At 60.5% G+C, this 24,300-nt stretch carries 25 protein-coding genes and 1 tRNA gene; 13 read left to right on the top strand and 13 right to left on the bottom strand.

What is annotated here, in order from left to right:
- Nucleotides 1-115: 115 nt before the first annotated feature.
- Nucleotides 116-1,465, top strand: a complete 1,350-nt coding sequence (locus JTP94_RS04800) for an MFS transporter (protein ID WP_246754654.1) — start codon at nt 116-118, stop codon at nt 1,463-1,465.
- A gap of 64 nt (nt 1,466-1,529) precedes the next feature.
- Here the strand turns inward: JTP94_RS04800 and JTP94_RS04795 are convergent.
- From JTP94_RS04795 to JTP94_RS04785, 3 genes are all read right to left on the bottom strand, one after another.
- Nucleotides 1,530-1,606 (bottom strand) — tRNA-Arg (locus JTP94_RS04795).
- 125 nt (nt 1,607-1,731) lie between these two features.
- Entirely contained in the window at nt 1,732-3,252 is a 1,521-nt protein-coding gene (locus JTP94_RS04790; RefSeq protein ID WP_204849391.1) for a HAMP domain-containing sensor histidine kinase, read from the bottom strand.
- A gap of 169 nt (nt 3,253-3,421) precedes the next feature.
- Nucleotides 3,422-5,431 (bottom strand): methyl-accepting chemotaxis protein, encoded by a 2,010-nt coding sequence (locus tag JTP94_RS04785; RefSeq protein WP_204849390.1) that lies wholly within the window; start codon nt 5,429-5,431, stop codon nt 3,422-3,424.
- Between the two features lie 414 nt (nt 5,432-5,845).
- Between JTP94_RS04785 and rpmH the strand changes: the two genes are divergently transcribed.
- From rpmH to yihA, 4 genes are all read left to right on the top strand, one after another.
- Nucleotides 5,846-5,980: a 50S ribosomal protein L34 gene (gene rpmH, locus JTP94_RS04780; RefSeq protein ID WP_034488840.1), complete on the top strand. Its 135-nt coding sequence runs from the start codon at nt 5,846-5,848 to the stop codon at nt 5,978-5,980.
- 25 nt (nt 5,981-6,005) lie between these two features.
- Nucleotides 6,006-6,407, top strand: coding sequence for a ribonuclease P protein component (gene rnpA, locus JTP94_RS04775; RefSeq protein WP_204849389.1), 402 nt, complete (start codon nt 6,006-6,008; stop codon nt 6,405-6,407).
- Nucleotides 6,407-8,221, top strand: a complete 1,815-nt coding sequence (yidC, locus tag JTP94_RS04770) for a membrane protein insertase YidC (RefSeq protein ID WP_204849388.1) — start codon at nt 6,407-6,409, stop codon at nt 8,219-8,221. The genes rnpA and yidC overlap by 1 nt, the downstream gene beginning before the upstream one ends.
- A 181-nt stretch (nt 8,222-8,402) precedes the next feature.
- Entirely contained in the window at nt 8,403-9,062 is a 660-nt protein-coding gene (gene yihA / locus JTP94_RS04765; protein ID WP_204849387.1) for a ribosome biogenesis GTP-binding protein YihA/YsxC, read from the top strand.
- A 71-nt stretch (nt 9,063-9,133) separates the two neighbouring features.
- Here the strand turns inward: yihA and JTP94_RS04760 are convergent, their stop codons facing one another.
- The 3 genes from JTP94_RS04760 to JTP94_RS04750 all read right to left on the bottom strand — a co-directional run bounded on the left by JTP94_RS04760 (nt 9,134) and on the right by JTP94_RS04750 (nt 11,049).
- Nucleotides 9,134-9,691 (bottom strand): fasciclin domain-containing protein, encoded by a 558-nt coding sequence (locus JTP94_RS04760; protein WP_204849386.1) that lies wholly within the window; start codon nt 9,689-9,691, stop codon nt 9,134-9,136.
- Between the two features lie 108 nt (nt 9,692-9,799).
- A complete protein-coding gene (locus JTP94_RS04755; RefSeq protein ID WP_204849385.1) occupies nt 9,800-10,513 on the bottom strand; it encodes an anti-sigma factor domain-containing protein in 714 nt (237 codons plus the stop codon).
- The gene (locus tag JTP94_RS04750; RefSeq protein WP_204849384.1) at nt 10,510-11,049 is read right to left on the bottom strand and encodes a sigma-70 family RNA polymerase sigma factor; all 540 of its coding nucleotides are present in this window, start codon (nt 11,047-11,049) and stop codon (nt 10,510-10,512) included. The genes JTP94_RS04755 and JTP94_RS04750 overlap by 4 nt, the downstream gene beginning before the upstream one ends.
- Before the next feature lie 180 nt (nt 11,050-11,229).
- On the opposite strand from JTP94_RS04750, the gene argB reads away from it, so the two are divergent.
- Nucleotides 11,230-12,117: an acetylglutamate kinase gene (argB, locus tag JTP94_RS04745; RefSeq protein ID WP_204849383.1), complete on the top strand. Its 888-nt coding sequence runs from the start codon at nt 11,230-11,232 to the stop codon at nt 12,115-12,117.
- A 35-nt stretch (nt 12,118-12,152) separates the two neighbouring features.
- On the opposite strand, the gene JTP94_RS04740 is transcribed toward argB, so the two are convergent.
- Nucleotides 12,153-12,923 (bottom strand): isocitrate lyase/phosphoenolpyruvate mutase family protein, encoded by a 771-nt coding sequence (locus JTP94_RS04740; protein ID WP_204849382.1) that lies wholly within the window; start codon nt 12,921-12,923, stop codon nt 12,153-12,155.
- A 219-nt stretch (nt 12,924-13,142) separates the two neighbouring features.
- Between JTP94_RS04740 and JTP94_RS04735 the strand changes: the two genes are divergently transcribed.
- Together JTP94_RS04735 and JTP94_RS04730 are read left to right on the top strand one after the other, a co-directional pair.
- The gene (locus tag JTP94_RS04735) at nt 13,143-13,847 is read left to right on the top strand and encodes a pyrimidine 5'-nucleotidase (RefSeq protein WP_204849381.1); all 705 of its coding nucleotides are present in this window, start codon (nt 13,143-13,145) and stop codon (nt 13,845-13,847) included.
- A gap of 113 nt (nt 13,848-13,960) precedes the next feature.
- A complete protein-coding gene (locus JTP94_RS04730) occupies nt 13,961-14,608 on the top strand; it encodes a calcium-binding protein (RefSeq protein ID WP_204849380.1) in 648 nt (215 codons plus the stop codon).
- Between the two features lie 118 nt (nt 14,609-14,726).
- On the opposite strand, the gene JTP94_RS04725 is transcribed toward JTP94_RS04730, so the two are convergent.
- Nucleotides 14,727-15,599, bottom strand: a complete 873-nt coding sequence (locus tag JTP94_RS04725) for an LOG family protein (RefSeq protein WP_034513894.1) — start codon at nt 15,597-15,599, stop codon at nt 14,727-14,729.
- Between the two features lie 212 nt (nt 15,600-15,811).
- Between JTP94_RS04725 and dapD the strand changes: the two genes are divergently transcribed.
- The 3 genes from dapD (at nt 15,812) to JTP94_RS04710 (ending at nt 18,604) form a co-directional block, all read left to right on the top strand.
- A complete protein-coding gene (gene dapD, locus JTP94_RS04720; RefSeq protein ID WP_204849379.1) occupies nt 15,812-16,669 on the top strand; it encodes a 2,3,4,5-tetrahydropyridine-2,6-dicarboxylate N-succinyltransferase in 858 nt (285 codons plus the stop codon).
- Between the two features lie 155 nt (nt 16,670-16,824).
- Complete coding sequence (gene dapE / locus JTP94_RS04715; protein WP_204849378.1) at nt 16,825-18,018, top strand: succinyl-diaminopimelate desuccinylase; 1,194 nt, start codon at nt 16,825-16,827, stop codon at nt 18,016-18,018.
- Nucleotides 18,005-18,604 carry a hypothetical protein gene (locus JTP94_RS04710; protein WP_204849377.1) on the top strand — a complete coding sequence of 200 codons (600 nt, stop codon included), beginning with the start codon at nt 18,005-18,007 and terminating at the stop codon, nt 18,602-18,604. Before dapE ends, JTP94_RS04710 begins: the two co-directional genes overlap by 14 nt.
- A 30-nt stretch (nt 18,605-18,634) precedes the next feature.
- Here the strand turns inward: JTP94_RS04710 and truA are convergent, their stop codons facing one another.
- The 5 genes from truA to def form a co-directional block, all read right to left on the bottom strand.
- Complete coding sequence (gene truA / locus JTP94_RS04705) at nt 18,635-19,432, bottom strand: tRNA pseudouridine(38-40) synthase TruA (RefSeq protein WP_204849376.1); 798 nt, start codon at nt 19,430-19,432, stop codon at nt 18,635-18,637.
- Nucleotides 19,432-20,379, bottom strand: a complete 948-nt coding sequence (gene fmt / locus JTP94_RS04700; RefSeq protein ID WP_204849375.1) for a methionyl-tRNA formyltransferase — start codon at nt 20,377-20,379, stop codon at nt 19,432-19,434. Before fmt ends, truA begins: the two co-directional genes overlap by 1 nt.
- Before the next feature lie 78 nt (nt 20,380-20,457).
- Nucleotides 20,458-20,877, bottom strand: a complete 420-nt coding sequence (locus JTP94_RS04695; protein ID WP_204849374.1) for a type II toxin-antitoxin system VapC family toxin — start codon at nt 20,875-20,877, stop codon at nt 20,458-20,460.
- Between the two features lie 21 nt (nt 20,878-20,898).
- Nucleotides 20,899-21,159 carry a FitA-like ribbon-helix-helix domain-containing protein gene (locus tag JTP94_RS04690; RefSeq protein WP_204849373.1) on the bottom strand — a complete coding sequence of 87 codons (261 nt, stop codon included), beginning with the start codon at nt 21,157-21,159 and terminating at the stop codon, nt 20,899-20,901.
- Between the two features lie 65 nt (nt 21,160-21,224).
- A complete protein-coding gene (def, locus tag JTP94_RS04685; protein ID WP_204849372.1) occupies nt 21,225-21,740 on the bottom strand; it encodes a peptide deformylase in 516 nt (171 codons plus the stop codon).
- 186 nt (nt 21,741-21,926) lie between these two features.
- Here def and JTP94_RS04680 point away from each other — a divergent pair, with 186 nt between their 5' ends.
- Complete coding sequence (locus tag JTP94_RS04680) at nt 21,927-23,105, top strand: DNA recombination protein RmuC (RefSeq protein ID WP_204849371.1); 1,179 nt, start codon at nt 21,927-21,929, stop codon at nt 23,103-23,105.
- Between the two features lie 103 nt (nt 23,106-23,208).
- Nucleotides 23,209-24,108, top strand: a complete 900-nt coding sequence (locus JTP94_RS04675) for a ribokinase (RefSeq protein WP_204849370.1) — start codon at nt 23,209-23,211, stop codon at nt 24,106-24,108.
- The last annotated feature ends 192 nt before the right edge of the window (nt 24,109-24,300 follow it).

The raw sequence follows: 24,300 nt of genomic DNA, 5'->3' as shown, positions 1-24,300 counted from the left end.
CTGCTCCCATACCAATTCATCCAATGCGAGGGCATATACACCAATGTCGACCCCATCTCATGTACCAAGCGCACATGCGGCCATGACCGCACGCGCCAGGGGAGCCTTACTCATTTTGTGCGGAGCGATTTTCCTCGAAGGCATTGACGTCGCGATGTTGAATGTCGCCTTGCCGGCGATCCGCGCGGAATTGGGCCTCTCGACCACGACGCTCAGTGCCGTCGTCAGTTCCTATGTGCTCGGCTATGCCGGCTTCATGCTGCTTGGCGGCCGGGCGGCCGACATTTTTGGCAAGCGACGGGTATTTCTCTTCGCGCTTGCCGCGTTCATCATCTTCTCGGGACTCGGAGGCTTCGCCACTGAAGGCTGGATGTTGCTGACGGCACGTTTCGTCACCGGCGTTGCCTCAGCGTTCATGACACCGGCCGGTCTTGCGCTGATCACGACAATTTTCCCTGAGGGGCCACAACGCAATAAAGCGGTCCTCATTTACGCCGGTACGGCTGCCGGAGGCTTCTCGCTAGGGCTTGTCGCCGGCGGCCTGCTTGCGGCCATTGACTGGCGCTGGGTATTTTTCGCGCCAGTCGCATTTGCGAGCCTCATCTTCATCCTCACTCCACGCCTGATCGGCGACGACAATCAAAGAGAGCTCGGCCAACGCTTTGATATGGTAGGTGCCATCATCCTGACCGGCGCGATGTTGTCCGCCACCTATGGCGTGACGCGGCTCGAAAACCCTGCCAAGGGCCTGAACTGGACGCTTGCCATCTTCGCTGCCAGCGCAATCCTCTGGATAGCCTTCATCGCTACCCAACGGAAGGTCAGAATGCCATTGGTGCGGCTCGGCATCCTACATTCGCGCTCGCTCGTCCGCGCCAATCTCGGCGCATTGTTCTTCGCCGGCTCCTTCTTCGGCTTTCAGTTTCTGGTGTCGCTCTATTTGCAGGAATTGATGGGCTGGACATCGATCCAGACAAGCCTTGCGCTGCTGGCCATCGGCGCTGACGCGATTCTTGCTCCGACCGTGACGCCATGGCTGATCAACCGCTTTGGCAATATTAAAGTCATTTTCGGCGGCATGCTGCTAGCAGCGTTTTCCTATGGCTGGTTCTTGCAGGTGAGCCTTGACTGGACCTATGCGGCGATGTTCCCTTCGATGATCCTGCTTGGCCTAGCATTCTCACTCGCCTACGGCCCGCTCACCATTCTGGCCACGGACGGTATCGATGAAAGCGAGCAGGGTCTGGCGAGCGGCCTCGTCAACACGGCCTTTCAATTCGGCGCGGCTCTGGGGCTGTCTGCGGCAAGCGCAATCGGCGTTCTGGCGCTCGGCGCGGAAACTGCAGCCGATGCACGCCTCGAAGCCCTGCGACTCGCACTGCTCATACCCGTGGCGGCAACTCTTATCGGTCTCGCCGTGACCGCGACGGGATTGCGGAGGTCAAGAAGGACCGCCCACGGATAAAGCGCAAAGCGCCAATACCAACATGGGACGCTTTGGATGCCGCTAACGTACTGGGGAAGAAAAATGGCGCACCCGAAGAGATTCGAACTCCTGACCCCCAGATTCGTAGTCTGGTGCTCTATCCAGCTGAGCTACGGGTGCGTGACCGAAACGGAAGAAACCGTTGGCGTGGGCGGTTCTCTAAAACGTCCTTTGAGGGAATGCAAGTAGATTTCTGCAAAAGATCGCGATTTTCGTGCATGCCGGTGCGAAGAGGCTGAAAAACCTCAGCTTTCGCGGAAGCTTCGGCTGCGATAGTCATCAAGGGATACGGGGCGATCGGGGATCTCGATGCGGAACTGCGTTCCCGCGGACGGTTTTTCCACGAGCGCTATGGTGCCGCCATGAGCAAGCACCAGTTCGCGGGCGATTGCCAGGCCGAGGCCGGTGCCGCCGGAACGCGCAGAGCCACGGAATGCCGTGAAAAGATTTTCCCGCGCCTTCTGCGGCATGCCCGGCCCGGTGTCGTCGACGGTGATGCTGACGACGCTGCCGATGCGATGCGCCGAAACCGTGATGCGCCTGATACCGTCGGGTGTCGTCTCGCCGAAAGCGACCAATGCCTGATGAGCGTTGCGACACAGATTATGGATAATGCGGAACAGCTGCTCGCTATCGGCATCGACCTCCAGCTCGGGGCCGAGTTGCTCGACGAATTCGATACCGGTTTCAGGATCGATCGCCAGGATGTCACGAACCTCGCCGATGAGCTCGACAAGACGAATCTTGCGCCGGCGCGGCGCCGATTCGGACGTCTGGCCATAGGAAAGGACCTCGGTCGTATAACCGACGGCACGGTCGATGGTGCGCAGCAGCTTTGGCGCGAAACGCTTGACCATCGGATCGTCGACATCGACCAATCGGTCGGACATCAATTGCGCCGCCGACAGGATGTTGCGCATGTCGTGATTGATCTTCGAGACGGCGAGGCCGAGTGCTGCCAGATTTTTCTGCTGCTTCAGCGTCTTCTGCAGCTGCGACTGCATGGAGGCGAGATGGCGGCCGGCGACCGCAAGCTCATCGCGGCCCATCTCGGGCACGAGAATACGGCCCGGATCCTCCGGGTCGTCCGAATAGGCCTGCATGCTATCCGTGAGCCGCCGGATCGGACGGATCATCATGCGGTTGATCGCAAAGAAGATCAGCGTCGCGGTGAACAATGAAATCAGGATGGAAACGAAGAAGACGCTGACCGAATAGGCGAGCATCGCATTACGCAAGCGGGTGTCCTTCAACACCACTTCGATGCCTGTGCCGGCATCGCCGCCGGCCGGGCCGAAAACGCGGATGATGCGGTTGCCGCCGAAGAGCAGAGTGTCGAGCGCGTCCTTGATGGCCGTCAGCTGGGACACATCGCTCAGATCATACTTGTCATCGACCGAAGCCGGCATTTCGGCCGTGGCCAGCAGGCGCGAGGTGCCGTCCTTGCGCAGGACGATGGCCCGCGTGCCGGTGGCCATCAGCGTTTCCTTCTGCAGCGCGCGGGGCAGCTCGGCAGGCTGCAGGCCGTCGATGACGATCGCAGCTGCAGCCGCCGTATTCAGCCGGTCCTCCAGCCAACGCAGCCTCATATTGGCAACGGAGGGCACGAAGATCAGCACTTCCGCCAGGAGAATGAAGCCGACGGTGAGGATGAGGAGCTTGCCGGAAAGGCCGCCGAAGATCCCTGTCGGCCTACAAAATTGGGACAGGCCACCCTTCTCGGCCTTGCCGCTTCTTGCGGCGCTCCTGTCCTGCCCACTATCCATTTCAATTGTCCCGCTTCGCTGCAAAGCGACATGATGGCGACGTATCGAAACTAGATAATAGGTGATTGTAGGCTTTTTTCCAATCGCTTCCCGGCCTTAACAGTAAGAAGGGCCTGGCGGGGACGACGGCAGCGCTCAGATGCGACCGCGTCGTCCCTCTTCGCAGGGATCAGAACTCTTCCCAACCCTTCGTCGCAGCGGCCGGCGAGAGGGCGCTTCCACCGCCAAAGGCAGTTGCCACCTTGTCGATCATCCGGCGTGCCGGCGAGGCCGCCGGGCGATGCGTCTCGGCGCGCGCAGGCACCGGAGCGGATATGTTGCCGACATCGACCTTGAAGCGGGATACCAGGCGGACGAGGCCATCGGCTTCGCCTGCAAGACGATGGGTCGCGGCCGAGGTCTCCTCGACCATGGCGGCATTGCGCTGCGTGACTTCATCCATCTGGTTGACGGCCTTGTTGACCTCGGACAGGCCTGTTGCCTGTTCGCGCGCCGCCGTCGCGATGGAATGGATGTGGTCGTTGATCTTGAGCACGCGGGCTTCGATGGTCGACAACGCCGCGCCGGTGTCCTGCACCAGCTTGACGCCGACCTGTACCTGATCGCCTGATTTGCTGATCAGCGCCTTGATGTCCTTGGCGGCGGTGGCGGAGCGCTGGGCCAGTTCACGCACTTCCTGGGCAACGACGGCAAAACCCTTGCCCGCGTCGCCTGCTCGTGCAGCCTCGACGCCGGCATTGAGTGCCAGCAGATTGGTCTGGAAGGCGATATCGTCGATCACTCCGATGATCTGGCTGATCGCGCCGGATGCCTGCTCGATGCGGCCCATGGCGTCGATGGCGTTGCGAACCACCGTGCCGGAGCGGGCGGCGTCTTCCTTGGCTTCGGTCACCATGATGCTCGCTTCGCGCGCCCGTTCCGTCGAATTCTGGACGACGGAGGTGATCTCGTCGAGCGCCGCCGAGGTTTCCTCGAGGGCGGCGGCCTGTTGTTCGGTACGCTTGGAGAGGTCGTCGCTGGCGTGGCGCAGCTCGTTGGTGTTGGTGTTGATCGAGCCTGTCGTCTCGCGCACTTCGCGCATGGTGCTCTTGAGGGTCTCGAACGTGGCGTTGACGTTCTGCTGCAACTCGGCGAAGGCGCCCTGGAATTCGCCCTTCATGGCCTGCGTCAGATCGCCATCAGCGAGGCTTGCGATCACGCGACGCACCTCGCCGATGCCGGTATCGACGCTCACCAGCAGCTCGTTGACGTTCCCGGCAAAGCGATTGAGGTTGGCATCGCCGTAATCCTTCTCGACGCGACGGCTGAAATCGCCGGCAGCGGCAGCCGAGACGGCCAGAGACATGCTGGACTGAAGTTCGTCGCTCTTGGCGCGCAGGGCCGTTTCCTCGGCATTCATGCGGCGCACGGCCTTGCCGTTCTCCTTGAAAACATCGACGGCAGCGGCCATCTCGCCGATTTCGTCGCGGCGACCGGCAAACGGGACCTCGATATCGAATTGACCGTCGGCCACCTTGTTGATGGCTTCCGTCACCTTGCGGATCGGGCGGCTTAGGTGAACGGCGCCGATATAGGAGCCCAAGCCGACGCCGGCGCTGATGCCCGCCGCCATGATGCAAAGGACGACCCACAAGACGCCGCTATGAAACGCCGCGATGTTGGTTTCGGCTGCTGCAAGTTCAGCCTTGTCGGTTTTAACCACGGCATCGATCTCGGCCTGGAAGGCCTTGCGATTGGCGCGGTTGGCGTCATTGTTGCCTTGCTTGTTGGCTGCATCCGGACCATCCGTCACGCCGAGACGTGCCGTCTCGGTGCGGAAGACGCGAAACTCCTGAGAGCGGGCCTGCAGTTTGGAGAATTCGGCCTTTTGCGCATCCGGAACCAGAGGCGCCCAGGCCGCGAGCACTTTGTCGATCTCGTCGAGGTCGCCCATCAGCCCATCGGCGAAGCCCTTGGAGTCCTTTGCGGAAGCGGCAGCATAGATGCCGCGCGATTCCATGACCACCGCCGTCACGTAGCGGTTCAGGCGCTCGCCCATGTAGGCGCGGCTGGCGGTCTGCTCGTAACTCTCTAACTTCTGGTCATATTGATGCAGCGCATAAAGGGCGGTGGCACCGATCAAAAGCGCCGCGCCAGTCATGACGAATACAAGCAGATTTATTTTGCCGCGAATCTTCACGATACCCTCCGAGGCTGGCTTCATCCCCAGAAATCGATGGATTTTTCCAGCATGTACCTAGATATCGACTAAATTCATTAATGTTATATTGCGGTATTTATATATGAGAGATGTGGCGTCGCTACTATTTCCCTTGTATATTTCAGTATCTACTTAATTATATTGTTAGCCACGCAATCAATCGGCCGAATGTTATGGTAACCGGCAACGGCCGTCGATCGACCGGCTGGAACCCCGGATTTCAAGGAATTTGCGCCGGTATAATTGACTCTATGGGTCTTCATCCTTATAAGCCCGCGCACGTCCGGTCCCGGAGCCTGCTTTTGCGGGCGAAGTCCGTTCGCCATAATCAACAACGCTGCTTGCTTTTGAAGCAAAGCTCAAGAAGGGCCGCACTCCGCGGTGTTTAAATAAATGAAGCGTACCTATCAACCATCCAAGCTTGTCCGCAAGCGTCGCCACGGCTTCCGTTCCCGTATGGCCACCAAGGGCGGCCGCGCGGTTCTTTCCGCTCGCCGTAGCCGCGGCCGCAAGCGTCTTTCGGCCTAACGGCCGAAATGCCCGATAGTCGAGGATGGCGGGCAAATTGACGAATGAACGACCCAAAAAGACTGTCGGGCGGCTGAAGAGCCGGCCGCAGTTTCTTGCAGTCCGCGAAGGCGAGAAGCGCAGAGGCAGCTTCTTCCTCATAGAGATGCTGGACCGCAAGCTTACCGACGCCGACGCCCGCGTTGGTTTTACCGTTACCAAAAAACATGGCAACGCAGTTGAGCGCAACCGCATGCGGCGGCGGTTGAAAGAAGCCGTGCGGCTTCATGCCGGGTTTGCAATGCAGCCCGGACACGACTATGTGGTTGTCGCGCGGCGCGATGTGCTGACCGCACCTTTCGAAAAACTGGCAAGCGAACTCGTAAGCCGCATCGAAACCAGGCCGAAACATCGGCGGTCGGAAACGGACCGCTCCAGGAAAGTATGATGGAAAACAACCGCAATTACTTCATTGCAATTGCACTGTCTGTGCTGATTGTTCTCGGCTGGCAGTTTTTCTACATGAACCCGCGGCTCGAAGCGCAGCGGCAGGCCGAACAGGCCGCCAAGCAGCAGCAGCAGTCGCAGCAGGCCCAGACCCAGACGACGCAGGCACCCGCCGCGGGCGCAGGCTCTGCGGTAAACGGTTCGTTGCCGGCAGGCGGCCAGACTGCGCCGACGGTCCTGACACGCGACCAATCGGTCGCCAAGACGTCTTCGGCGCGTGTTATCATCGATACGCCAGCGCTTGCCGGCTCCATCAACCTGGAAGGCGCGCGCCTCGACGACCTCAGGCTCAAGACCTATCACGAGACCGTCGACAAGAGCAGCCCGATCATCACGCTGTTCAGCCCGGCCGATACCAAGGACGGCTACTTCACCGAACTCGGCTATGTCGGCAACGACACGGCCGGTGCGGTCCCCGGCCCTTCGACCATGTGGACGCTCTCGAGCGGCGACAAGCTGACCGACAAGACGCCGGTGACGCTCTCCTATACCAATGACAAGGGCGTCACCTTCTCGCGCACGATTTCCGTCGACGATCGCTACATGTTCACGATCACCGACAAAATCGCCAACAGCGGCCAGGCACCGGTTTCCCTATCGAGCTACGGCCGCGTCACCCGCTACAACAAGCCCGAGACGCCGTCCGCCTACGTTCTGCACGAAGGCTTCATCGGCGTTATCGGCGACGACGGCCTGATCGAGACCAAGTATGCGGCAACCGAGAAGGAAGCCACGACGCCCGCCAAATCGACCGGCGGCTGGCTCGGCATGACAGACAAGTACTGGGCTGCAACCATCGTGCCGCCGCAGTCGGCGGCCTATGATGCCCGCTTCTCGCACTTCAGCGACGGCACGCCGCGCTATCAGGCCGATTACAAGCAAGACGCCATCACGGTCGCTCCCAGCCAGTCGATCGAGTTGAAGAACCTCGTCTTCGCCGGCGCGAAAGAAGTACCGGTCATCGACCGTTACGAGACCAGCTACTCGATCCCGCGTTTCGACCGCCTGATCGACTGGGGTTGGTTCTATTTCATCACCAAGCCGATGTTCAAGCTGATGGATTTCTTCTTCCGCTACTTCGGTAATTTCGGCGTCGCCATCCTCTGCACTACCATCGTGGTCAAGGCGTTGTTCTTCCCGCTCGCCAGCAAGCAATATGCTTCGATGGCGAACATGAAGCGCATGCAGCCAAAGATGGAAGAGCTGAAGGCCAAGTTCGGCGACGACCGCATGGGGCTGCAACAGGCGACGATGCAGCTCTACAAGGAAGAGAAGATCAATCCGATCGCGGGCTGCTGGCCTGTGCTCTTGCAGATTCCGATCTTCTTTTCGCTCTACAAGGTGATCTACATCACCATCGAGATGCGCCATGCGCCGTTCTTCGGCTGGATCCAGGACCTTTCCGCTCCGGATCCGACCTCGATCGTCAATCTCTTCGGCCTGCTGCCGTTTGCGGCTCCGACCATCCTGCATCTCGGTGTCTGGCCGATGATCATGGGTGTCACCATGTTCCTGCAGATGCGTATGAACCCGACACCGCCGGATCCGACCCAGGCGATGATCTTCACTTGGATGCCGCTGGTGTTCATGTTCATGCTGGCAAGCTTCCCGGCAGGTCTCGTCATCTACTGGGCCTGGAACAACACGCTCTCGGTCATCCAGCAGTCGATCATCATGAGGCGTCACGGCGTGAAGGTGGAGCTCTTCGACAATCTGAAGGGCCTCTTCAAACGAAAACCGGCGCCATCGAAATGAACCAAAAGCCCCGCTTCGGCGGGGCTTTTCTTTGTCCGGTGGCAAGCGCTGTGGTGTTGGGCTCCATCTGCACAGAATGCCAGGCTTTCCGCAGTTCAAGCCGCATGCCGATCAAAACTTGACTTTTTCGGGCAAAACCCCGAAGCCAGTCAGTCAATAAAACCGGAAGATCTTGAGCAGCATGGCAGAGCAGATGACAAAAGACGACAAGCCGCTTTTCGGCCGCCCTTGGATCTTCATCCGTGGCGTGCCGTCGATGAAATTTCTGCCGCCGGAAGGACCGCTCGAAGTGGCCTTTGCCGGGCGCTCGAATGTCGGCAAATCGTCGCTGATCAATGCCCTGGTCGGCCATAAGGGTCTAGCGCGCACCTCGAACACGCCAGGGCGGACGCAGGAGCTCAACTATTTCGTTCCCGATGGCTTTTCAGGCGAGGGTGGCGACCTGCCGCCCATGGCGCTGGTGGACATGCCGGGCTACGGCTATGCGGAAGCCCCGAAGGAACAGGTGGATGCCTGGACGAAGCTGGTGTTCGACTATCTGCGGGGACGCACGACGCTGAAGCGCGTCTATGTGCTGATCGACAGCCGCCACGGCGTCAAGAAGAACGACGAGGAGGTCCTCGGCCTGCTCGACAAGGCCGCCGTTTCCTATCAGATCGTGCTGACCAAGACCGACAAGATCAAGGAGGCGGGCCTGCCGAAGCTTTTGGCCGATACCGCCGAAAAAATCCGCAAGCGCCCCGCCGCCTATCCCGGCATTCTCGCCACCTCATCGGAAAAGGGCGTGGGCCTTCAGGAACTGCGGGAGGCCATCGGCCTGACGGTGGGAATTCCCGTCTGAGCACTCTATCAATCGAATGAGGCCGCCGCCCTGCGCCCCGCGGGGAGCGGCGGCCCTGTCGCCGTCGAGGATCACATCTTCGGCAACAACACCTTGTCGACGACGTGGATCACGCCGTTCGACTGTTTGACATCGGCGATGGTGATGTGAGCGGTGCCGCCGGCCTCGTCGGTCAGCGTCAGCTTGCCGCCCTTGTCCATCGCCTTGATCGTGCAACCACCGACCGTCTTCAGGTCGTATTCGCCACCCTTGCTCGTCGCCCATTTCTTGATGGCGGCGGCCATATCGTCACCGGCCACGACATGGCAGGTCAGGATCTTCGTCAGGGTTGCCTTGTTCTCGGGCTTCAGCAGGGTTTCGACCGTGCCGGGCGGAAGCTTGCCGAAGGCTTCATTGGTCGGGGCAAAGACGGTGAAGGGACCCTTGCCTTCGAGCGTGTCCACAAGGCCGGCAGCCTTGACGGCGGCAACCAGGGTCGTGTGGTCCTTCGAATTCACGGCGTTCTGGACGATATTCTTGCTGGCGTACATCGCCGCGCCGCCCACCATGGGGTCCTTTGCGTTGGCGAGGCTGGTTGCGGCGGAAAGCGCTGCGGCCACAGCGACGACGCGAATCACGGTCTTGATCATAGCTTCTCCTCTTCCTGTTCTTGCCCCGATCGTGTGGGGTCATAGGAAGATACGGAGGGCCATGGAGAAGAGTTTCAGCGGCGATTATCTTTCGAGGGAAATAAATCCTCAGGGAAGACGGATGGTGCCCGATGCCACGACATCGCCCGTGGGCTTGCCGCTCGGAGAACCGCCGAAAGGTTCTACGCTGACGGCGATGATTGCGCCTTCGGTCAGCTTGCCGTGAAGTTCTGGCGGCAGCACGATTTCGCCTTCGCCGGTCTGCGGCAGGACGCCGAGCGCCTCGGCAGGATCGCTGCCGCGAATGAGCCAGAGCTCCAGCGATTTCTCCTCCGGCTTGCCGGCCGCAACGGGCGTCACCTTCAGTCGCCCGCTGGCAGCGTCATAATCGGCCAGGAGATTTATGGCGCTGTTCTGGCCGGCAAGGGAAGCCGTCAGCTGCTTGCCCGGTACCGGCTGGGATATGCCATTGTTTGTGATGGTGAAAACCAGCACGCCAGCGGCAAGGAACAATGAACCGAGGGCAACGACGCGCCAGACCAACAGCGAATTCCAGAGGTGGGCACCCAACGCCGCATCTCCGAAGATACGTTTTTCTATTTTCGGAAAGACCGACTTCGCCGGCGTCACCATTTCGTATTCTTCATTGAATTCCGAAAGGTTCTGCTCCCATCGGCTGACGATCGCCGCAAACTGGCGATCGCTGCGCATGCGCCGCTCGACCTTCTGGCGATCCTCCAGCGAGAGTACGCCAAGTACATATTCCCCGGCCAGGACTTCGTCGCGGGAGCGGCCTCCCTTGCTTTGATCGGGTGTACTCATCGGTCCATGCACTCTCTTAATCTGATCAGGCTTCGGCGCAGCCAGGTGCGCATGGTGTTCAAAGGCACCGAGTGTTGATCGGCGAGTTCCTGGTAGCTCAAGCCTTCGACATAGGCGCTGCGAACCGCCCGCGCGCGATCAGCTTCCAACTCTTCCATGCACCTGTCAATCCGCCTACCCTCTCCCTTCACGATTGCTTGTTCTTCCGGGTCGGGTTCGGTGTCGGCAAGATCGTATGCGGCGTCGATTTCATCGGCCACAGGCTTGCGGGCACGGACGAAATCGATGGATCTATTGCGTGCGATGGCTGTCAGCCACGGCATTGCAGGCCCTTCGGATGCGGCGAACTGCTCGGCCCGCTGCCAGATCTTCACGTAAACCTCCTGCAAAACCTCTTCGGCATCCATCCTGTTGCCAATAATACGGAGGCATACGCCATAGAGTTTCGGGCTCGTGCGTTTATAGAGCATGGTAAAAGCCTTCTGGTCACGCATGGCGACGCGACCGATCAGCGCTTCCATCTCCTCGTTCGCCATCTGACTCCCCACTTGCGGCGCCCGCGCCAATGTTTAAAAGAAAAGTCCCCGCTGGCAAGCTTGCTGGCGAATTCAATTTCGCCGACGCTAATGTGACACAGCGAAACTAATCCCGATATCATTATTCCCTCTGTCAAAAACTTGAGATAAAAGGCCGCGATCAATCCCGAAGGGTGCACTATGTCCGAAGCCCACAGCGAACTCCAGGCCAGCCTGCTTGCCAAGGCCCTGCCCTACATGCAGCGTTACGAAAACAAGACCATCGTCGTGAAGTACGGTGGTCATGCCATGGGCAATGCCGAACTCGGCAAAGCATTCGCGGCGGATATCGCGCTTCTGAAGCAATCGGGCGTCAACCCGATCGTCGTCCATGGCGGCGGCCCGCAGATCGGCGCCATGCTGACCAAGATGGGCATCGAGTCGAAATTCGAGGGCGGATTGCGCGTCACCGACCAAAAGACGGTCGAGATCGTTGAAATGGTGCTTGCCGGCTCGATCAACAAGGAAATCGTCGCGCTGATCAACCAGACCGGCGAATGGGCGATCGGCCTTTGCGGCAAGGACGGCAACATGGTCTTCGCCGAAAAGGCGCACAAGACCATCAAGGATCCGGATTCCAATATCGAGCGCGTGCTCGATCTCGGCTTCGTCGGCGAAGTGGTCGAAGTCGACCGCACGCTGCTCGACCTGCTTGCCAAGTCCGAGATGATCCCCGTCATCGCACCGGTTGCTCCCGGCCGCGACGGCGCGACCTACAACATCAACGCCGATACCTTCGCCGGCGCGATCGCCGGTGCGTTGAGCGCCACGCGCCTGCTTTTCCTCACCGACGTTCCCGGCGTGCTCGACAAGCAGGGCCAGCTCATCAAGGAGCTTTCGGTTTCCCAGGCGCGTGAGCTCATTGCCGACGGCACGATTTCCGGCGGCATGATCCCGAAGGTCGAAACCTGCATCGACGCAATCAAGGCCGGGGTCCAGGGCGTCGTCATCCTCAACGGCAAGACGGCCCATTCGGTGCTTCTCGAGATCTTCACCGAGCACGGCGCCGGCACGCTGATCGTTCCCTGAGGAGGGCGACCTCCTCAGCAGGACTTCAATTCGGCTCAGTCCGGCCGATAAATTGCTTCGGCCTCGCTTTTCAACATTCCCATGACAGAGCGGTAGGGAGCTGGGCCGTAGCTGATGCGGCTGACGCCGAGGCCTGCCATAGTCTCATTATCGGGCGTCGTCGGACGCACCATGATATTGACCGGCAAGGGAGAGCGTTCGCAGAGAGCTCCGATCAGTTCTGGGTCGACAAGGCCGGGCGCGAAGAAGCCGCTGGCGCCCGCCTCGGCGAAAGCATCGGCGCGGCTATAGGCTTCATCGAGCAGGATCTGGTGGTGCGCCGTATCGCTTTCCTGAAGGAAAAGATCGGTGCGGGCATTGATGAACAATGGTATTTCCCGCCGGTCGGCCATCTCCCGGATTGCCCGGATGCGCGCCGCCTGCGTCTCGATCGGATGGACGCCCTGTCCGCCAACCACCTGATCCTCGAAATTGATGCCGATGGCGCCGTGATCCATGATCTTTTCGACATTGGCCGCGACCGCCTCGGGTTCCACCGCATAGCCGCCTTCTAAATCGACTGACAGAGGCAGAGCGCTCGTGACCGAAATCAGCCGGGCTGTCACCGCGAGCAGCGACAGCGGTATCGCCTCGCCGTCACCAAAGCCGTTGGCGGCGGCGACAGACCAGCTGCCCGTGGCCAGTGCCTTCGCGCCCGCCTCGGTGACCGCCTTGGCCGAACCTGCATCCCAAATGTTGAAAAGGATGAGCGGCTCACCCTTTTTGTGCAGCCGCGCGAATTCCTGCGCCTTTTCCACCTGACTCATCGTATCCCCTCCGAAAAGCCCGGCCGGGCGACTTTCCTCTTCACAACCCCGAAAGAGCGTAAGCTCCCCCTCACTTTGCAAATAGAGCAAAGCCCCGGAATTCAATGGTAAAATCATAGCCGGCATTGGATCGGTCGGCAATGTCCGCGGCATCCCCCATATGACGTAGCATGAATATTTTCCTTTTCCTCCGATAAGGCGGCATGCCATAAGGCGGCCATGAGCCAGACAAAGACGCTATCCGAACCTTCAGATTTTGCCGATATCCGCGATTGGGTGTTCGATCTCGACAACACGCTCTATCCGCACCATGTCGATCTCTTCGCGCAGATCGACAAGAACATGACCGCCTATGTCTCGGCTCTGCTGCAGATGGAACGCGAAGACGCCCGCAAGCTGCAGAAGCAATATTATCTCGAGCATGGCACGACCCTGCAGGGATTGATGCTCCATCACGGCATCGATCCCAATGACTTCCTGGAAAAGGCGCATGCGATCGACTATTCGGCGCTGACGCCGCAGCCGGAGCTGGCCGCCGCCATCAAGGCGCTGCCGGGACGTAAGTTCATCTTCACCAATGGGAGCGTCAAGCACGCAGAAGCGACTGCCGGCGCGCTCGGCATTCTCGACAATTTCGACGACATCTTCGATATCGTCGCGGCCGACTATGTACCCAAGCCCGCCGGCAGTACCTACGACAAATTCATGAGCCTCAATCGGGTGGATACGAAGAGGGCGGCCATGTTCGAGGACCTGCCGCGCAACCTCACCGTGCCCAAGGCGCTCGGCATGAAGACCGTGCTGCTCGTACCCCAGAACCTCGAGACGACCGTCGTCGAATGGTGGGAGCGAACGACCGGCGAGGACGATCACATCGACTATGTTACCGACGATCTCGCGGCCTTCCTCAAGGCGTTGGTTTAACCATTCCTTAGGATCGGGTTACGAAAGTTTCATCCGCCTTACAGAGGTTTAATTGGTCGTTTTCGACCGCCAGCCGTATCGTTTGACCATTCCTCGACACGAAAGGAAAAACGATGAACGGGAAAAAAATTCTTCTTGCAGGACTTTCCGCAGCCCTTCTGGTGGGCGCTGCCGCTCAGGCAACTTTCGCTGCCCAAGGCGATGAGGCAAGGGGTGGTCACGGCGGTCGCTGGCATGGACCGCGCTTTTCGCCGGAAATCGTCTATGTGCGCATGCTGAAGCAATTCGGACAGCCCGGCGACACGAAGGTCACCAAGGATGAGGTCAAGGCCGGCGTTGACAAGATCTTCGATCAGATCGACACCAACCATGACGGCGAGCTCACGCCCGGCGAGCTGCGCGCCTATCGTCAGGAACGCATCAAGGAATGGAAGGCCGCACACGCCAAGGCCAATGACGATCAGGGCAACAACCAGGCCCAGAACGACCAGGCCAAGGGCGGTCAGGCCAAGGGCGGTCAGGCCCAGAACGACAACAAGGGTGACAACGGCCCGCGCCATCACGGACCGCACGGCCGCTTCATGCATGAGGCAGGTCTCATGCGCGGCATGATGCTGTTCCATCGCATCGACAAGGACGAAAACGGCCAGATCAGCAAGCAGGAGGCCGAAGACGCCGCCAACAAGTTCTTCGACCGCATGGATCGCAATCATGACGGAGTGATCTCGCTGGACGACATGCCGGACCGCCCGCTGCTTTAAACCGATCGATCCGGCGCGATCCGATACGAAGCACCGTCACGTTTCATGGATCGCGCCCTGAGCGATTACTCCCACGACCGAAGCCCGCCATCGCCATGCGACGGCGGGCTTTCGCTGTTCAATGCCCGTTATCGTGCTCGTAGAAATCCGTGACGATCTTCCAGGCCTCGTCGGCGGTGTCGACGAAGCTGATCAGATTGACGTCATCAGGCGCAATGGTGCCGAATTCGGCGAGCGCTTCGAAATTGATGATGTTGCGCCAGAACTTCTCGCCGAAGAGGATGAGCGGCAGGCGCTCCATGCGGCCGGTCTGGATGAGCGTCAGGCATTCGAACAGTTCGTCGAGTGTGCCGAAGCCGCCCGGAAACACCGCGATCGCCTTGGCGCGCACCATGAAGTGCATCTTGCGGATCGCGAAATAATGAAAATTGAAGCTGAGCTCGGGCGTGACGTAGACGTTCGGCGCCTGTTCGTGCGGCAGGACGATGTTGAGGCCGATCGAAGGAGCGCCCTCTTCGGACGCGCCGCGATTGCCCGCCTCCATCACGCCCGGACCGCCGCCGGTCACCACGACATATTCATGGAAATCGAAGCTCGCCGAATAACGAGAGCAAAGCCGGGCGAACTTGCGCGCCTCCTCATAGTAAACCGACGCAGCCTCGAGATTGGCACGCTGGACGTCGTTGCGCGCGGCCCATGCGTTTGCACCCGGTGCGGGAATGCGCGCGCCGCCGAACATGACGACAGTCGATTTGATGCCGCGTTCGGTCAGATACATTTCGGTCTTCAGCAATTCCAGCTGCAGACGGATCGGCCGCAATTCCTCACGGCAGAGGAAATCCTCGTCCGCATAGGCGAGCCTGTAGGAAGGCGACATCGACTGCGGCGTGCGCGGCACGGATTCGGCTCGCTTCTTGTCCGCCGAGCTCGTCTTCAGCGGATCCCATACCCCGTCCTTGCGCCTCAGCCTGCCGTTCTTCGCCTTGCTCATTGACCATGCCTTTCAAATAGATCATGCCGAGCCGCCCTGTCAGCGGGCAGCAACGGCAGAGCTCAGCATATGCCCCTACAACGCCCCGAATCCAAGCGTAATCGACGCGGAAAAGACATTCCATTTTTGAAGCCCATGCTGTAGGACCAATCGACCGTATCCGGACCTCTATCCGAAAACCACGATAGCTACAGACGTTTTAAGGAATTCCCATGAGCGCTACCGATCTCGCCTCTCTCGAAAAGACCATCGAGGCTGCCTTCGACAATCGCGACAATGTGAACACGTCGACGCGCGGCGAAGTCCGCGACGCCGTGGAGATGGCGCTGAACCTGCTCGACAGCGGCAAGGTCCGCGTGGCCGAGCGCGGTTCGGACGGCAACTGGACGGTCAATCAGTGGCTTAAAAAAGCTGTGCTGCTTTCCTTCCGCCTGAACGACATGAAGATCGTCGAAGGCGGCTCGGGCGGCGCGACCTGGTGGGATAAGGTTCCCTCGAAATTCGAAGGCTGGGGCGAGAACCGCTTCCGCGAAGCCGGCTTCCGCGCCGTGCCGAACGCCGTTGTGCGCCACTCCGCCTATATTGCTCCCAACGCCATCCTGATGCCGTCCTTCGTCAATCTCGGCGCCTATGTCGGCGAAGGCACCATGGTCGACACCTGGGCGACCGTCGGCTCCTGCGCGCAGATCGGCAAGCATGTGCATCTGTCCGGCGGCGTCGGCATCGGCGGCGTATTGGAGCCGATGCAGGCCGGTCCGACCATCATCGAGGACAATTGCTTCATCGGCGCGCGTTCCGAAGTGGTCGAGGGCTGCATCATCCGCGAGGGATCGGTGCTCGGCATGGGCGTCTTCATCGGCAAGTCGACCAAGATCGTCGATCGCGCCACCGGCGAGATCACCTATGGCGAAGTGCCGCCCTACTCGGTGGTCGTCGCCGGCGCGCTGCCGAGCGGCAATACCATGGCAAACGGCCAGCCGGCCCCCAGCCTCTATTGCGCCGTCATCGTCAAGCGCGTCGATGAAAGGACCCGCTCGAAGACCGGTATCAACGAGCTTCTGCGCGACTGATTATAAATTCGGGAGCGCGGCAGCCATATCGCGCTCCTCTCACGCTTGCCGGGTAAGCATGCCCGTGCGATTGCTGGAATCGCGGCAAGGATTTTCGGCCTATCGCCGACCCTTTGCCATCGCTTTGCCATTTCCCGCCGGATAAGTTGCCTCCGATGACCGTTACCGATCCCGTTGCCAACCTGCAAACCCTGATCCGCTGTGCCTCCGTGACGCCAGCCGAGGGCGGCGCGCTGACCGCGCTCGCCGACATGCTGCTGCCGCTCGGCTTCAAGGTCGAGCGCATGACGGCCAGCGAGCCGGGAACGCCCGATATCGAGAACCTTTATGCCCGGCTCGGCACCGAGGAACCGCATCTGATGTTTGCAGGCCATACGGACGTCGTGCCGGTCGGCGATGCCGCGTCCTGGAGCCATCAGCCCTTTGCCGCCGAAATCGCCGATGGCGAGCTCTTCGGTCGCGGCGCCGTCGACATGAAGGGCGGTATTGCCTGCTTCGCGGCAGCCGTGGCGCGCCATATCGAGAAGCACGGGCCACCTGCCGGCTCGATCTCTTTCCTGATCACCGGCGACGAGGAAGGCCCGGCGATCAACGGCACGATCAAGCTGCTGCAATGGGCGGCCGAGCGCGGCGAGCAATGGGATGCAGCGCTCGTCGGCGAGCCGACCAATCCGGAACGGCTCGGCGACATGATCAAGATCGGCCGGCGCGGCTCGATCTCCGGCTTCATCACCGTTCACGGCGTCCAAGGGCATGCCGCCTATCCGCATCTCGCCGACAATCCGGTGCCCAGTATCCTCAAACTGACCGAAGCGCTGCTCGACCCGCCTTTCGATGCCGGCACGGACAATTTCCAGCCGTCGAACCTCGAGGTGACGACCATAGACGTCGGCAATACCGCCACCAACGTCATCGCCGCCAAGGCGAGCGCAGCCTTCAACATCCGCTTCAACGATACATGGACCGTCGAAACGCTGAAGGCTGAGATCCTTGCTCGCCTGGATGCCGCCGCCGCCGACCAGACACTGCGCCCCGGACGTCCGCCGGCCAGATACGACATCGCCTGGTCCGAACGTCCAAGCCAGGTCTTCCTGACGCGCAACAATGCGCTGATCGCTTCGCTCTCTTCGGCGGTCGAAAACATCACCGGCCAGAGGCCGGCGCTCTCGACGACCGGCGGCACCTCGGATGCACGTTATATCAAGGACTATTGCCCGGTTGTCGAATTCGGCCTGGTCGGTCAGACCATGCATATGGTCGACGAGCGCGTGGCGCTATCGGATCTCGAAACGCTGACCGAGATCTATCAGACCTTCATCCAGCGCTGGTTCGAGAATGCCGACATTTAGGGAAGTCCAATATTATCTGTCCGGCCTTTGGCTGCTGATCCGGATGGATGCGCGCGGCTTCCAGTATCTGGACATATCGGACCGCGGCATGCTCCGCTCCTTCTGGGCCATTTTCTGGAGTCTGCCATCGATCGGCATTTCCTGGCTGTGGTGGCAGCAGGCCTATCTGACCGCCATGCCTCCGGAAACATCGACGGGCCTCGCCTTCTTCCTGCGGCTGGCGCTTGTCGAGGCGGCAAACTGGCTGATACCACCCATTCTTGCCGGCGTGCTGCTTCTGGTCTTTCGCTTCGGCGACAAGTTCGCGCCGATCGTCGTTACCATAAATTGGCTTTTCGTACCGGCAAACTATTTGAACGCGCTGCTCCTCGCATTGATCGTCTTTGTCCCCGGCTCAAAGGGTTTGGCAGCACTTCTATCGCTGGTACTGACCGTGGCAATCATCTTTTCGCTGGCGCGCATCCTCAGAATGATCTGCGGCACGCACCCGCTCTTCGTCGGCACTTTGACGCTGGTGCTGCTCATCCCGAGCATGTTGCTGACGGATTTCCTGCAGCGCTTCCTCGGCGTCTATCCGCCGGTGTGAAGCTGGCCGTGATCGAAACAGCCGCAGTCGTCAGGAATCATCAGATTCTTCATCCGGCAACGGCACCGCAGGCGACCCATCATCTCGATAATCCACCTGCATGAAATAAAGTCCATCCGGCGGCGCGACGGGGCCGCATGCCTTGCGGTCTCGCGCCTCAAGAGCCGCGCGCACATCGTCGGACGTCCACTTGCCCTCGCCTGCGAGCTTCAACGTTCCGGCAAAGGAGCGAATCTGATTGTGGAGGAAGCTCTGCGCCGTCGCGCGGATCTCGATCAGCTCGCCATTGCGCGTGACATCAAGCCGGTCGAGCGTGCGCACCGGGCTGTTTGCCTGGCAATTTGCCGAACGGAAGGTCGTAAAGTCATGCCGGCCGACTAAGGTCTGTGCCGCTGCGTGCATGACCTCATGATCCATTTCCTTCGGCACCCACCAGGCGCGCCCGGCCTCCAGCGCCAAGGGCGGCCGGCGCGCGATGATGCGATAGAGGTAATGCCTGCGGAGGGCCGAGAAGCGCGCATCGAAGCTGGTATCGACCTCTGCGATGTCGAGAATGACCACACGCTCACCCGCGAGCCTCAGATGCGCATTCAATGCTTTGCGTAAGGTATAGGGTTCCCATTCCCTGATAAGGTCCACATGCATGACCTGACCCATGGCATGGACACCAGAATCGGTGCGCCCCGCGCCACGGGTGGAAACCGTCTCCCTCGTTAGCGACAGGATGGCACCTTCGATCGCCCCTTGCACCGACGGACCATTGGTCTGTCGCTGCCAGCCGACATAAGGGCCCCCATCATATTCGACCGTCATTTTGTAGCGCGGCATTAGACCCGCTCCGAGGCAAGCACGGTGCCTTGTGCGATCGGCGTGCCACGCAGGAAATCGGCCGATGCCAGCAGCTTGCCGCCGGCTTTCTGCAGCTTCGTCAGCCGCACGGCACCGGAGGCGCAAGCTATGACGAGATCCTCCGTCAACACGTTACCGGGCGCTCCAGTCCCTTCGGCCAGCTCCGACCCGAGCACCTTGATCCGCTCCGGCCGACCAGCGATCTCGGCCTCGAACCAGGCGCCGGGAAAAGGCGAGAGGCCCCGAATATGATTGTGAACCTCCATCGAGGATTTACCGAAATCGATGCGCGTCTCACCCTTGTCGATCTTGGCGGCATAGAGCACGCCTTCGGCCGGCTGCGCGGCCAGCGGCAGCTCGTCGTGCTCCAGCTTGTTCATCGCTTCCGCCATCGCCTTCGCCCCGACCAGCATCAGCTTGTCGTGGAGTTCGCCAGCGGTCATCACGTCGCCGATCTCGACCTCGCGCGTCAAGGCGATGGGGCCGGTATCGAGACCCTTGTCCATCTTCATCACCATCATGCCGGTCTTGCTGTCACCGGCCATGATCGCCCGCTGGATCGGCGCCGCCCCGCGCCAGCGCGGCAGCAGCGAAGCATGGCCGTTGTAGCAGCCAAGCCGTGTGCCGGTGAGGATCGCTTCCGGCAGCAGCAGGCCATAGGCGACGACCACGGCGACATCGGCATCGAGATCGCGAAAACGCTGGCGCTCGTCGGGTTCCCTAAAGTTGACGGGGGTAAACACGGGTAAGCCCAGCAATTCGGCGGCCTGATGCACGGGCGATTTCTGCAGGTCGAGCCCCCGCCGGCCGCCCGGGCGCGGCGGCTGGGTGTAAACAGCGCGAATCTTGTGCCCCGCATCGATCAGCGACCGCAACGTCGGCACGGAGAATTCGGGCGTTCCCATGAAAATGATGCTGAGCGACATGCGATCCATCCGGCTAAAATATCAAGTTTCGCGTGATCTTGCCCGAAAGACGCGCCGCGCTATCGGGGGGACCAAACGCTAGCCGTCTTCAAACGGGTTTATGAGCTTGAGATCAAGCCCCTCGAAGTCTTTTGTGTTGCGCGTCGCCAATGTCGCGCCGTGTGTGAGGCAGATAGCGGCGATCATGGCGTCCTTCGTTTCCATCCGTCGTCCAACTCTATGTCGTCGGGCGGAAACTATTCCATACTGATGCGCTGCGCTGCTGGAAAATCCAAGGACACGGCCGGAAAACTCGGCCTCTATTGCTTCCAATTCCGCGATCAGCGCCGTCTTGCGTTTCCCATCAGCCAATAGCTCCAATCCGAATCGAATCTCGCCGACGGTGATGCTCGTCACAAAAATAGTCTCGGCGGCGAAACCGTCGAGCCATGACAATATCCGATCGCTATGCAATCGCCCTTGAAGTTCAGATACGACGTTGGTGTCCAGAACAATCATTGGGAGTATTCCAGGGCAGGGTTACTCAAACCGCGGCGGGTCGCGATCTGGTGCATGCCGGAAGGCGGCGATTGCATCGATCTCTTCTTTGCTCAGCTTCTCCCCGCCAAGAATGGTTCTGAGCCTTTGCCCAGCGGAACTGTTGGGATCCTGCTGGCGTCCAAGGGACTGACGCAGCAGGTCAATCGCCTCATCGGAGAGGCTGCGGCCATGCCGATTGGCATTCGCTTGCAGTTGCTTCTTCAGTGTGTCGTCAATGCCGCGCAGCAAAAGATCACTCATCCGCACCTCCATTTGATATCAATGATATCATAGGCGCTTCAGCCCTATCTTTCAATAACCGCAGATCAGAGAGCCTTGGCCTTGGCGGCCTTGGTGAACTTCTTGATCACCATCTCGCGCTTGAGGCGGGAAATATAGTCGATGAACAGCACGCCGTTCAGGTGGTCGATCTCATGCTGCACGCAGGTCGCAAGCAGGCCGTCGGCCTCGGTGAGCTGCTCCTTGCCGTCGCGGTCGAGATACTTGACGGTGACACGCGCCGGGCGTTCCACTTCCGCATAATAGTCGGGAATGGAAAGGCAGCCCTCTTCGTAGACCGAGCGATCGTCCGACGAGGTGACGATTTCCGGATTGATGAAAACCAGCGGCGTCTTCTCTTCGCCCTCGCGCGACACGTCGATCACAAGCATGCGGCGCGGAACGCCGATCTGGATGGCGGCAAGGCCGATGCCCGGCGCGTCATACATGGTCTCCAACATATCGTCAGCGAGGCGCTGAGTTTCAGTATCGATACGCTCGATAGGCTTGGAAGCCTGGCGGAGCAGCGGATCGGGTAAAATGATAAGTGGCTTGATCGTCATGACTTTTCCCATAACGCATCTTGTTGTGCGATGGAATCGCCAAGATGGCCGTATCGAGGTGTTTTTTCACCGACGCCGACCCAGGCCGGAATAAACGGGCGGAAAATCTTGTTCACGTTTTGATCTAGATATTCACGGCGGTTTTGTTATGGTGTCCGTAAGAATTCCACAAGCATACTCGGTTCCATGTCCTTCATCATCTTCGGCCAAGCAATCTCGACGATCCAGGTTCTGACCGGCCTGGTCGTCCTGCTCATGATCGCCGTCATCGTCCTGATGATGCGCGGCAGGGGGCGGTCGGAAGACGACATGCTGGAAGCCGAGCACAATATGGCGACGCTGCTGCGGGCGCAGGCAGAGATGCAGGGCCGGCTCGCCACCATGGCCGAAGTGTTCGGCGCGCGGCAGGCGGAGCTCAACCAGGCCATCGGCCAGCGTCTGGACGGCATGTCGCAGCGAGTGACGGCGACGATCGGCGAGCAGACACGGTCGACGCACGAAAACCTGCGCCGCCTCCAGGAGCGGCTCGCCGTCATCGACGCGGCCCAGACCAATATCCAAACGCTTGCAAAGGACGTGGTCGGCCTGCAGGCCATCCTCTCCAACAAGCAGACGCGCGGTGCCTTCGGCCAGGCACGCATGGAAACGATCGTCGCCGACGGATTGCCCATGGGCGCCTATTCCTTCCAGCCGACCCTCTCGAATGGCTCGCGGCCGGACTGCACTATTCGCATGCCGAATGGCTCGCCGCCATTGATCATCGACGCCAAGTTTCCGCTCGAGGCCTGGAACGCCATTCGCGCCGCCGCCAGCCCCGAACAGGGCAAGATCGCCGGACAGCAGTTCCGCAGGGATCTGGAACTGCATATCCGCGACATCGCCGAGAAATATCTCATTCCGGGCGAGACGCAGGACACGGCCTTCCTGTTCGTCCCCTCCGAATCGATCTTTGCTGAGATCCACGAGAATTTCGAGGCGATCGTGCAGAAGGCCCAGCGCGCACGCATCGTCATCGTCTCGCCGTCGCTGCTAATGCTGTCGATCCAGGTCATCCAGGCCGTGCTGAAGGATCAGCGCATGCGCGAGCAAGCGCATGTCATCCAAAGCGAGGTAGCACATCTGATGGACGATCTCTCGCGACTGGACGAACGGGTGCGCAAGCTCCAGGGACATTTCGCCATGGCGCAGAAGGATGTCGACATGATCGTCACCTCGGCCGACAAGCTGACGCGGCGCGGCGAGAGAATAGAAGCCCTGGAATTCGAGACCGCGAAAGAACCGGCAAAGACGCGTGCGGAGGACAGGCCGAAGCCGATCGACAACCGAACCAGCCAACTCAAGCTGAGGGTGGTTGACGAGGACTGATCGCTTCGGGCAGTGTCGCGCCAAATCGGCGCGTGATCCCAAAAGACTGAAAGCAGTCTTGGGGCAGGATCATGCAGGATCAACACGCAGGGCAGGATATCGCATGATCACCATTTTCGGCTCCATCAACATGGACCTCATCGCCACGACAGATCGTCTGCCGAAGCCGGGCGAAACCGTCGCCGGCAACGGCTTTTCCACCGCCGCCGGCGGCAAGGGCGCCAATCAGGCGCTGGCCGCGCGGCGTGCCGGCGCAACGGTGCGCATGAGCGGTGCGGTCGGCAATGATGGCTTCGCAGAGCCGGCGCTCGCACTGCTTGAGGCTGCCGGCACCGATCTTTCCGCCGTCAAGCGCGTCTCGGAGCCAACAGGCACGGCCCTTATCCTCGTGGGCGGCGACGGCGAGAACATGATCGCCGTCGTGCCCGGCGCCAACGGCACGAATACGGCCGAACACGCAACGGCGGGCGTCGCCGCGCTGAACCCCGGCGATACGCTGATGCTCCAATTCGAAATCCCCGTTGCCGCGGTCGAGACGGCGTTGATTTCAGCAAAGGCCAAGGGCGTGCGCACCGTGCTCAATCTCGCTCCGCTCATCCCGGAGGCAGCGCGCCTCGGGCGGCTGGCCGATATCGTCATTGCCAACGAGACGGAATTCGAGAGACTGGCCGGCCAGGACAACATGTCGGCACCGGAGCGCGAGGCAGCGCTCGTCCGCCTGCATGCCGAAACCGGGCAAACGCTGATCGTGACGCTCGGCGGCGACGGCGTCATCGCTATCCGCGGCGGCGAGCTTTCGCGTGCCAAGGGTCTGGTGATCGAGCCGGTCGATACTGTCGGCGCGGGTGATACATTCTGCGGCTATTTTGCCGCAAGCCTCGACCAGGGCATGGATTTTCACGCCAGCCTCCGCCGCGCGGCCGTCGCCGGTTCGCTCGCCTGCCTGAAGCAGGGTGCGCAGCCGTCCATTCCGGTTGCCAGCGAGGTCGCAGAAAGGCTTTAACGGCAAGAATTCGTAAGCATCGCGAAGCGCAATTAATTAAATTTTTGCGCTTCGGTATCATTCTCCTCTGGCCTGGCGCCCATAGCCTTCCGGCCGCGGCGGGCATTCTCACGGCGGCCCCATGATAGGGCCATCCTGCGCCGATTTTTGCATCTGGATAATGTCTATCCGACGCACCGCTTTTTCGAGGAA

The sequence above is a fragment of the Martinezella lusitana genome, assembly GCF_016901135.1.
Lineage (GTDB): Bacteria > Pseudomonadota > Alphaproteobacteria > Rhizobiales > Rhizobiaceae > Rhizobium > Rhizobium lusitanum_D.
Note: the sequence above shows the minus strand (reverse complement) of the source record. Positions and strands in the feature narration are given on the sequence as shown.

What these genes read in the sequence shown, in the direction of transcription:
- def (WP_204849372.1), bottom strand. Translation starts at nt 21,740, where the DNA reads ATGACGATCAAGCCACTTATCATTTTACCCGATCCGCTGCTCCGCCAG.
- fmt (WP_204849375.1), bottom strand. Translation starts at nt 20,379, where the DNA reads ATGTCGCTCAGCATCATTTTCATGGGAACGCCCGAATTCTCCGTGCCG.
- JTP94_RS04730 (WP_204849380.1), top strand. Translation starts at nt 13,961, where the DNA reads ATGAACGGGAAAAAAATTCTTCTTGCAGGACTTTCCGCAGCCCTTCTG.
- JTP94_RS04755 (WP_204849385.1), bottom strand. Translation starts at nt 10,513, where the DNA reads ATGAGTACACCCGATCAAAGCAAGGGAGGCCGCTCCCGCGACGAAGTC.
- JTP94_RS04675 (WP_204849370.1), top strand. Translation starts at nt 23,209, where the DNA reads ATGATCACCATTTTCGGCTCCATCAACATGGACCTCATCGCCACGACA.
- rpmH (WP_034488840.1), top strand. Translation starts at nt 5,846, where the DNA reads ATGAAGCGTACCTATCAACCATCCAAGCTTGTCCGCAAGCGTCGCCAC.
- JTP94_RS04690 (WP_204849373.1), bottom strand. Translation starts at nt 21,159, where the DNA reads ATGAGTGATCTTTTGCTGCGCGGCATTGACGACACACTGAAGAAGCAA.
- rnpA (WP_204849389.1), top strand. Translation starts at nt 6,006, where the DNA reads ATGGCGGGCAAATTGACGAATGAACGACCCAAAAAGACTGTCGGGCGG.
- yidC (WP_204849388.1), top strand. Translation starts at nt 6,407, where the DNA reads ATGGAAAACAACCGCAATTACTTCATTGCAATTGCACTGTCTGTGCTG.
- JTP94_RS04735 (WP_204849381.1), top strand. Translation starts at nt 13,143, where the DNA reads ATGAGCCAGACAAAGACGCTATCCGAACCTTCAGATTTTGCCGATATC.
- dapD (WP_204849379.1), top strand. Translation starts at nt 15,812, where the DNA reads ATGAGCGCTACCGATCTCGCCTCTCTCGAAAAGACCATCGAGGCTGCC.
- JTP94_RS04740 (WP_204849382.1), bottom strand. Translation starts at nt 12,923, where the DNA reads ATGAGTCAGGTGGAAAAGGCGCAGGAATTCGCGCGGCTGCACAAAAAG.
- yihA (WP_204849387.1), top strand. Translation starts at nt 8,403, where the DNA reads ATGGCAGAGCAGATGACAAAAGACGACAAGCCGCTTTTCGGCCGCCCT.
- argB (WP_204849383.1), top strand. Translation starts at nt 11,230, where the DNA reads ATGTCCGAAGCCCACAGCGAACTCCAGGCCAGCCTGCTTGCCAAGGCC.
- JTP94_RS04680 (WP_204849371.1), top strand. Translation starts at nt 21,927, where the DNA reads ATGTCCTTCATCATCTTCGGCCAAGCAATCTCGACGATCCAGGTTCTG.
- JTP94_RS04760 (WP_204849386.1), bottom strand. Translation starts at nt 9,691, where the DNA reads ATGATCAAGACCGTGATTCGCGTCGTCGCTGTGGCCGCAGCGCTTTCC.
- dapE (WP_204849378.1), top strand. Translation starts at nt 16,825, where the DNA reads ATGACCGTTACCGATCCCGTTGCCAACCTGCAAACCCTGATCCGCTGT.
- JTP94_RS04750 (WP_204849384.1), bottom strand. Translation starts at nt 11,049, where the DNA reads ATGGCGAACGAGGAGATGGAAGCGCTGATCGGTCGCGTCGCCATGCGT.
- JTP94_RS04710 (WP_204849377.1), top strand. Translation starts at nt 18,005, where the DNA reads ATGCCGACATTTAGGGAAGTCCAATATTATCTGTCCGGCCTTTGGCTG.
- JTP94_RS04695 (WP_204849374.1), bottom strand. Translation starts at nt 20,877, where the DNA reads ATGATTGTTCTGGACACCAACGTCGTATCTGAACTTCAAGGGCGATTG.
- JTP94_RS04725 (WP_034513894.1), bottom strand. Translation starts at nt 15,599, where the DNA reads ATGAGCAAGGCGAAGAACGGCAGGCTGAGGCGCAAGGACGGGGTATGG.
- JTP94_RS04790 (WP_204849391.1), bottom strand. Translation starts at nt 3,252, where the DNA reads ATGGATAGTGGGCAGGACAGGAGCGCCGCAAGAAGCGGCAAGGCCGAG.
- truA (WP_204849376.1), bottom strand. Translation starts at nt 19,432, where the DNA reads ATGCCGCGCTACAAAATGACGGTCGAATATGATGGGGGCCCTTATGTC.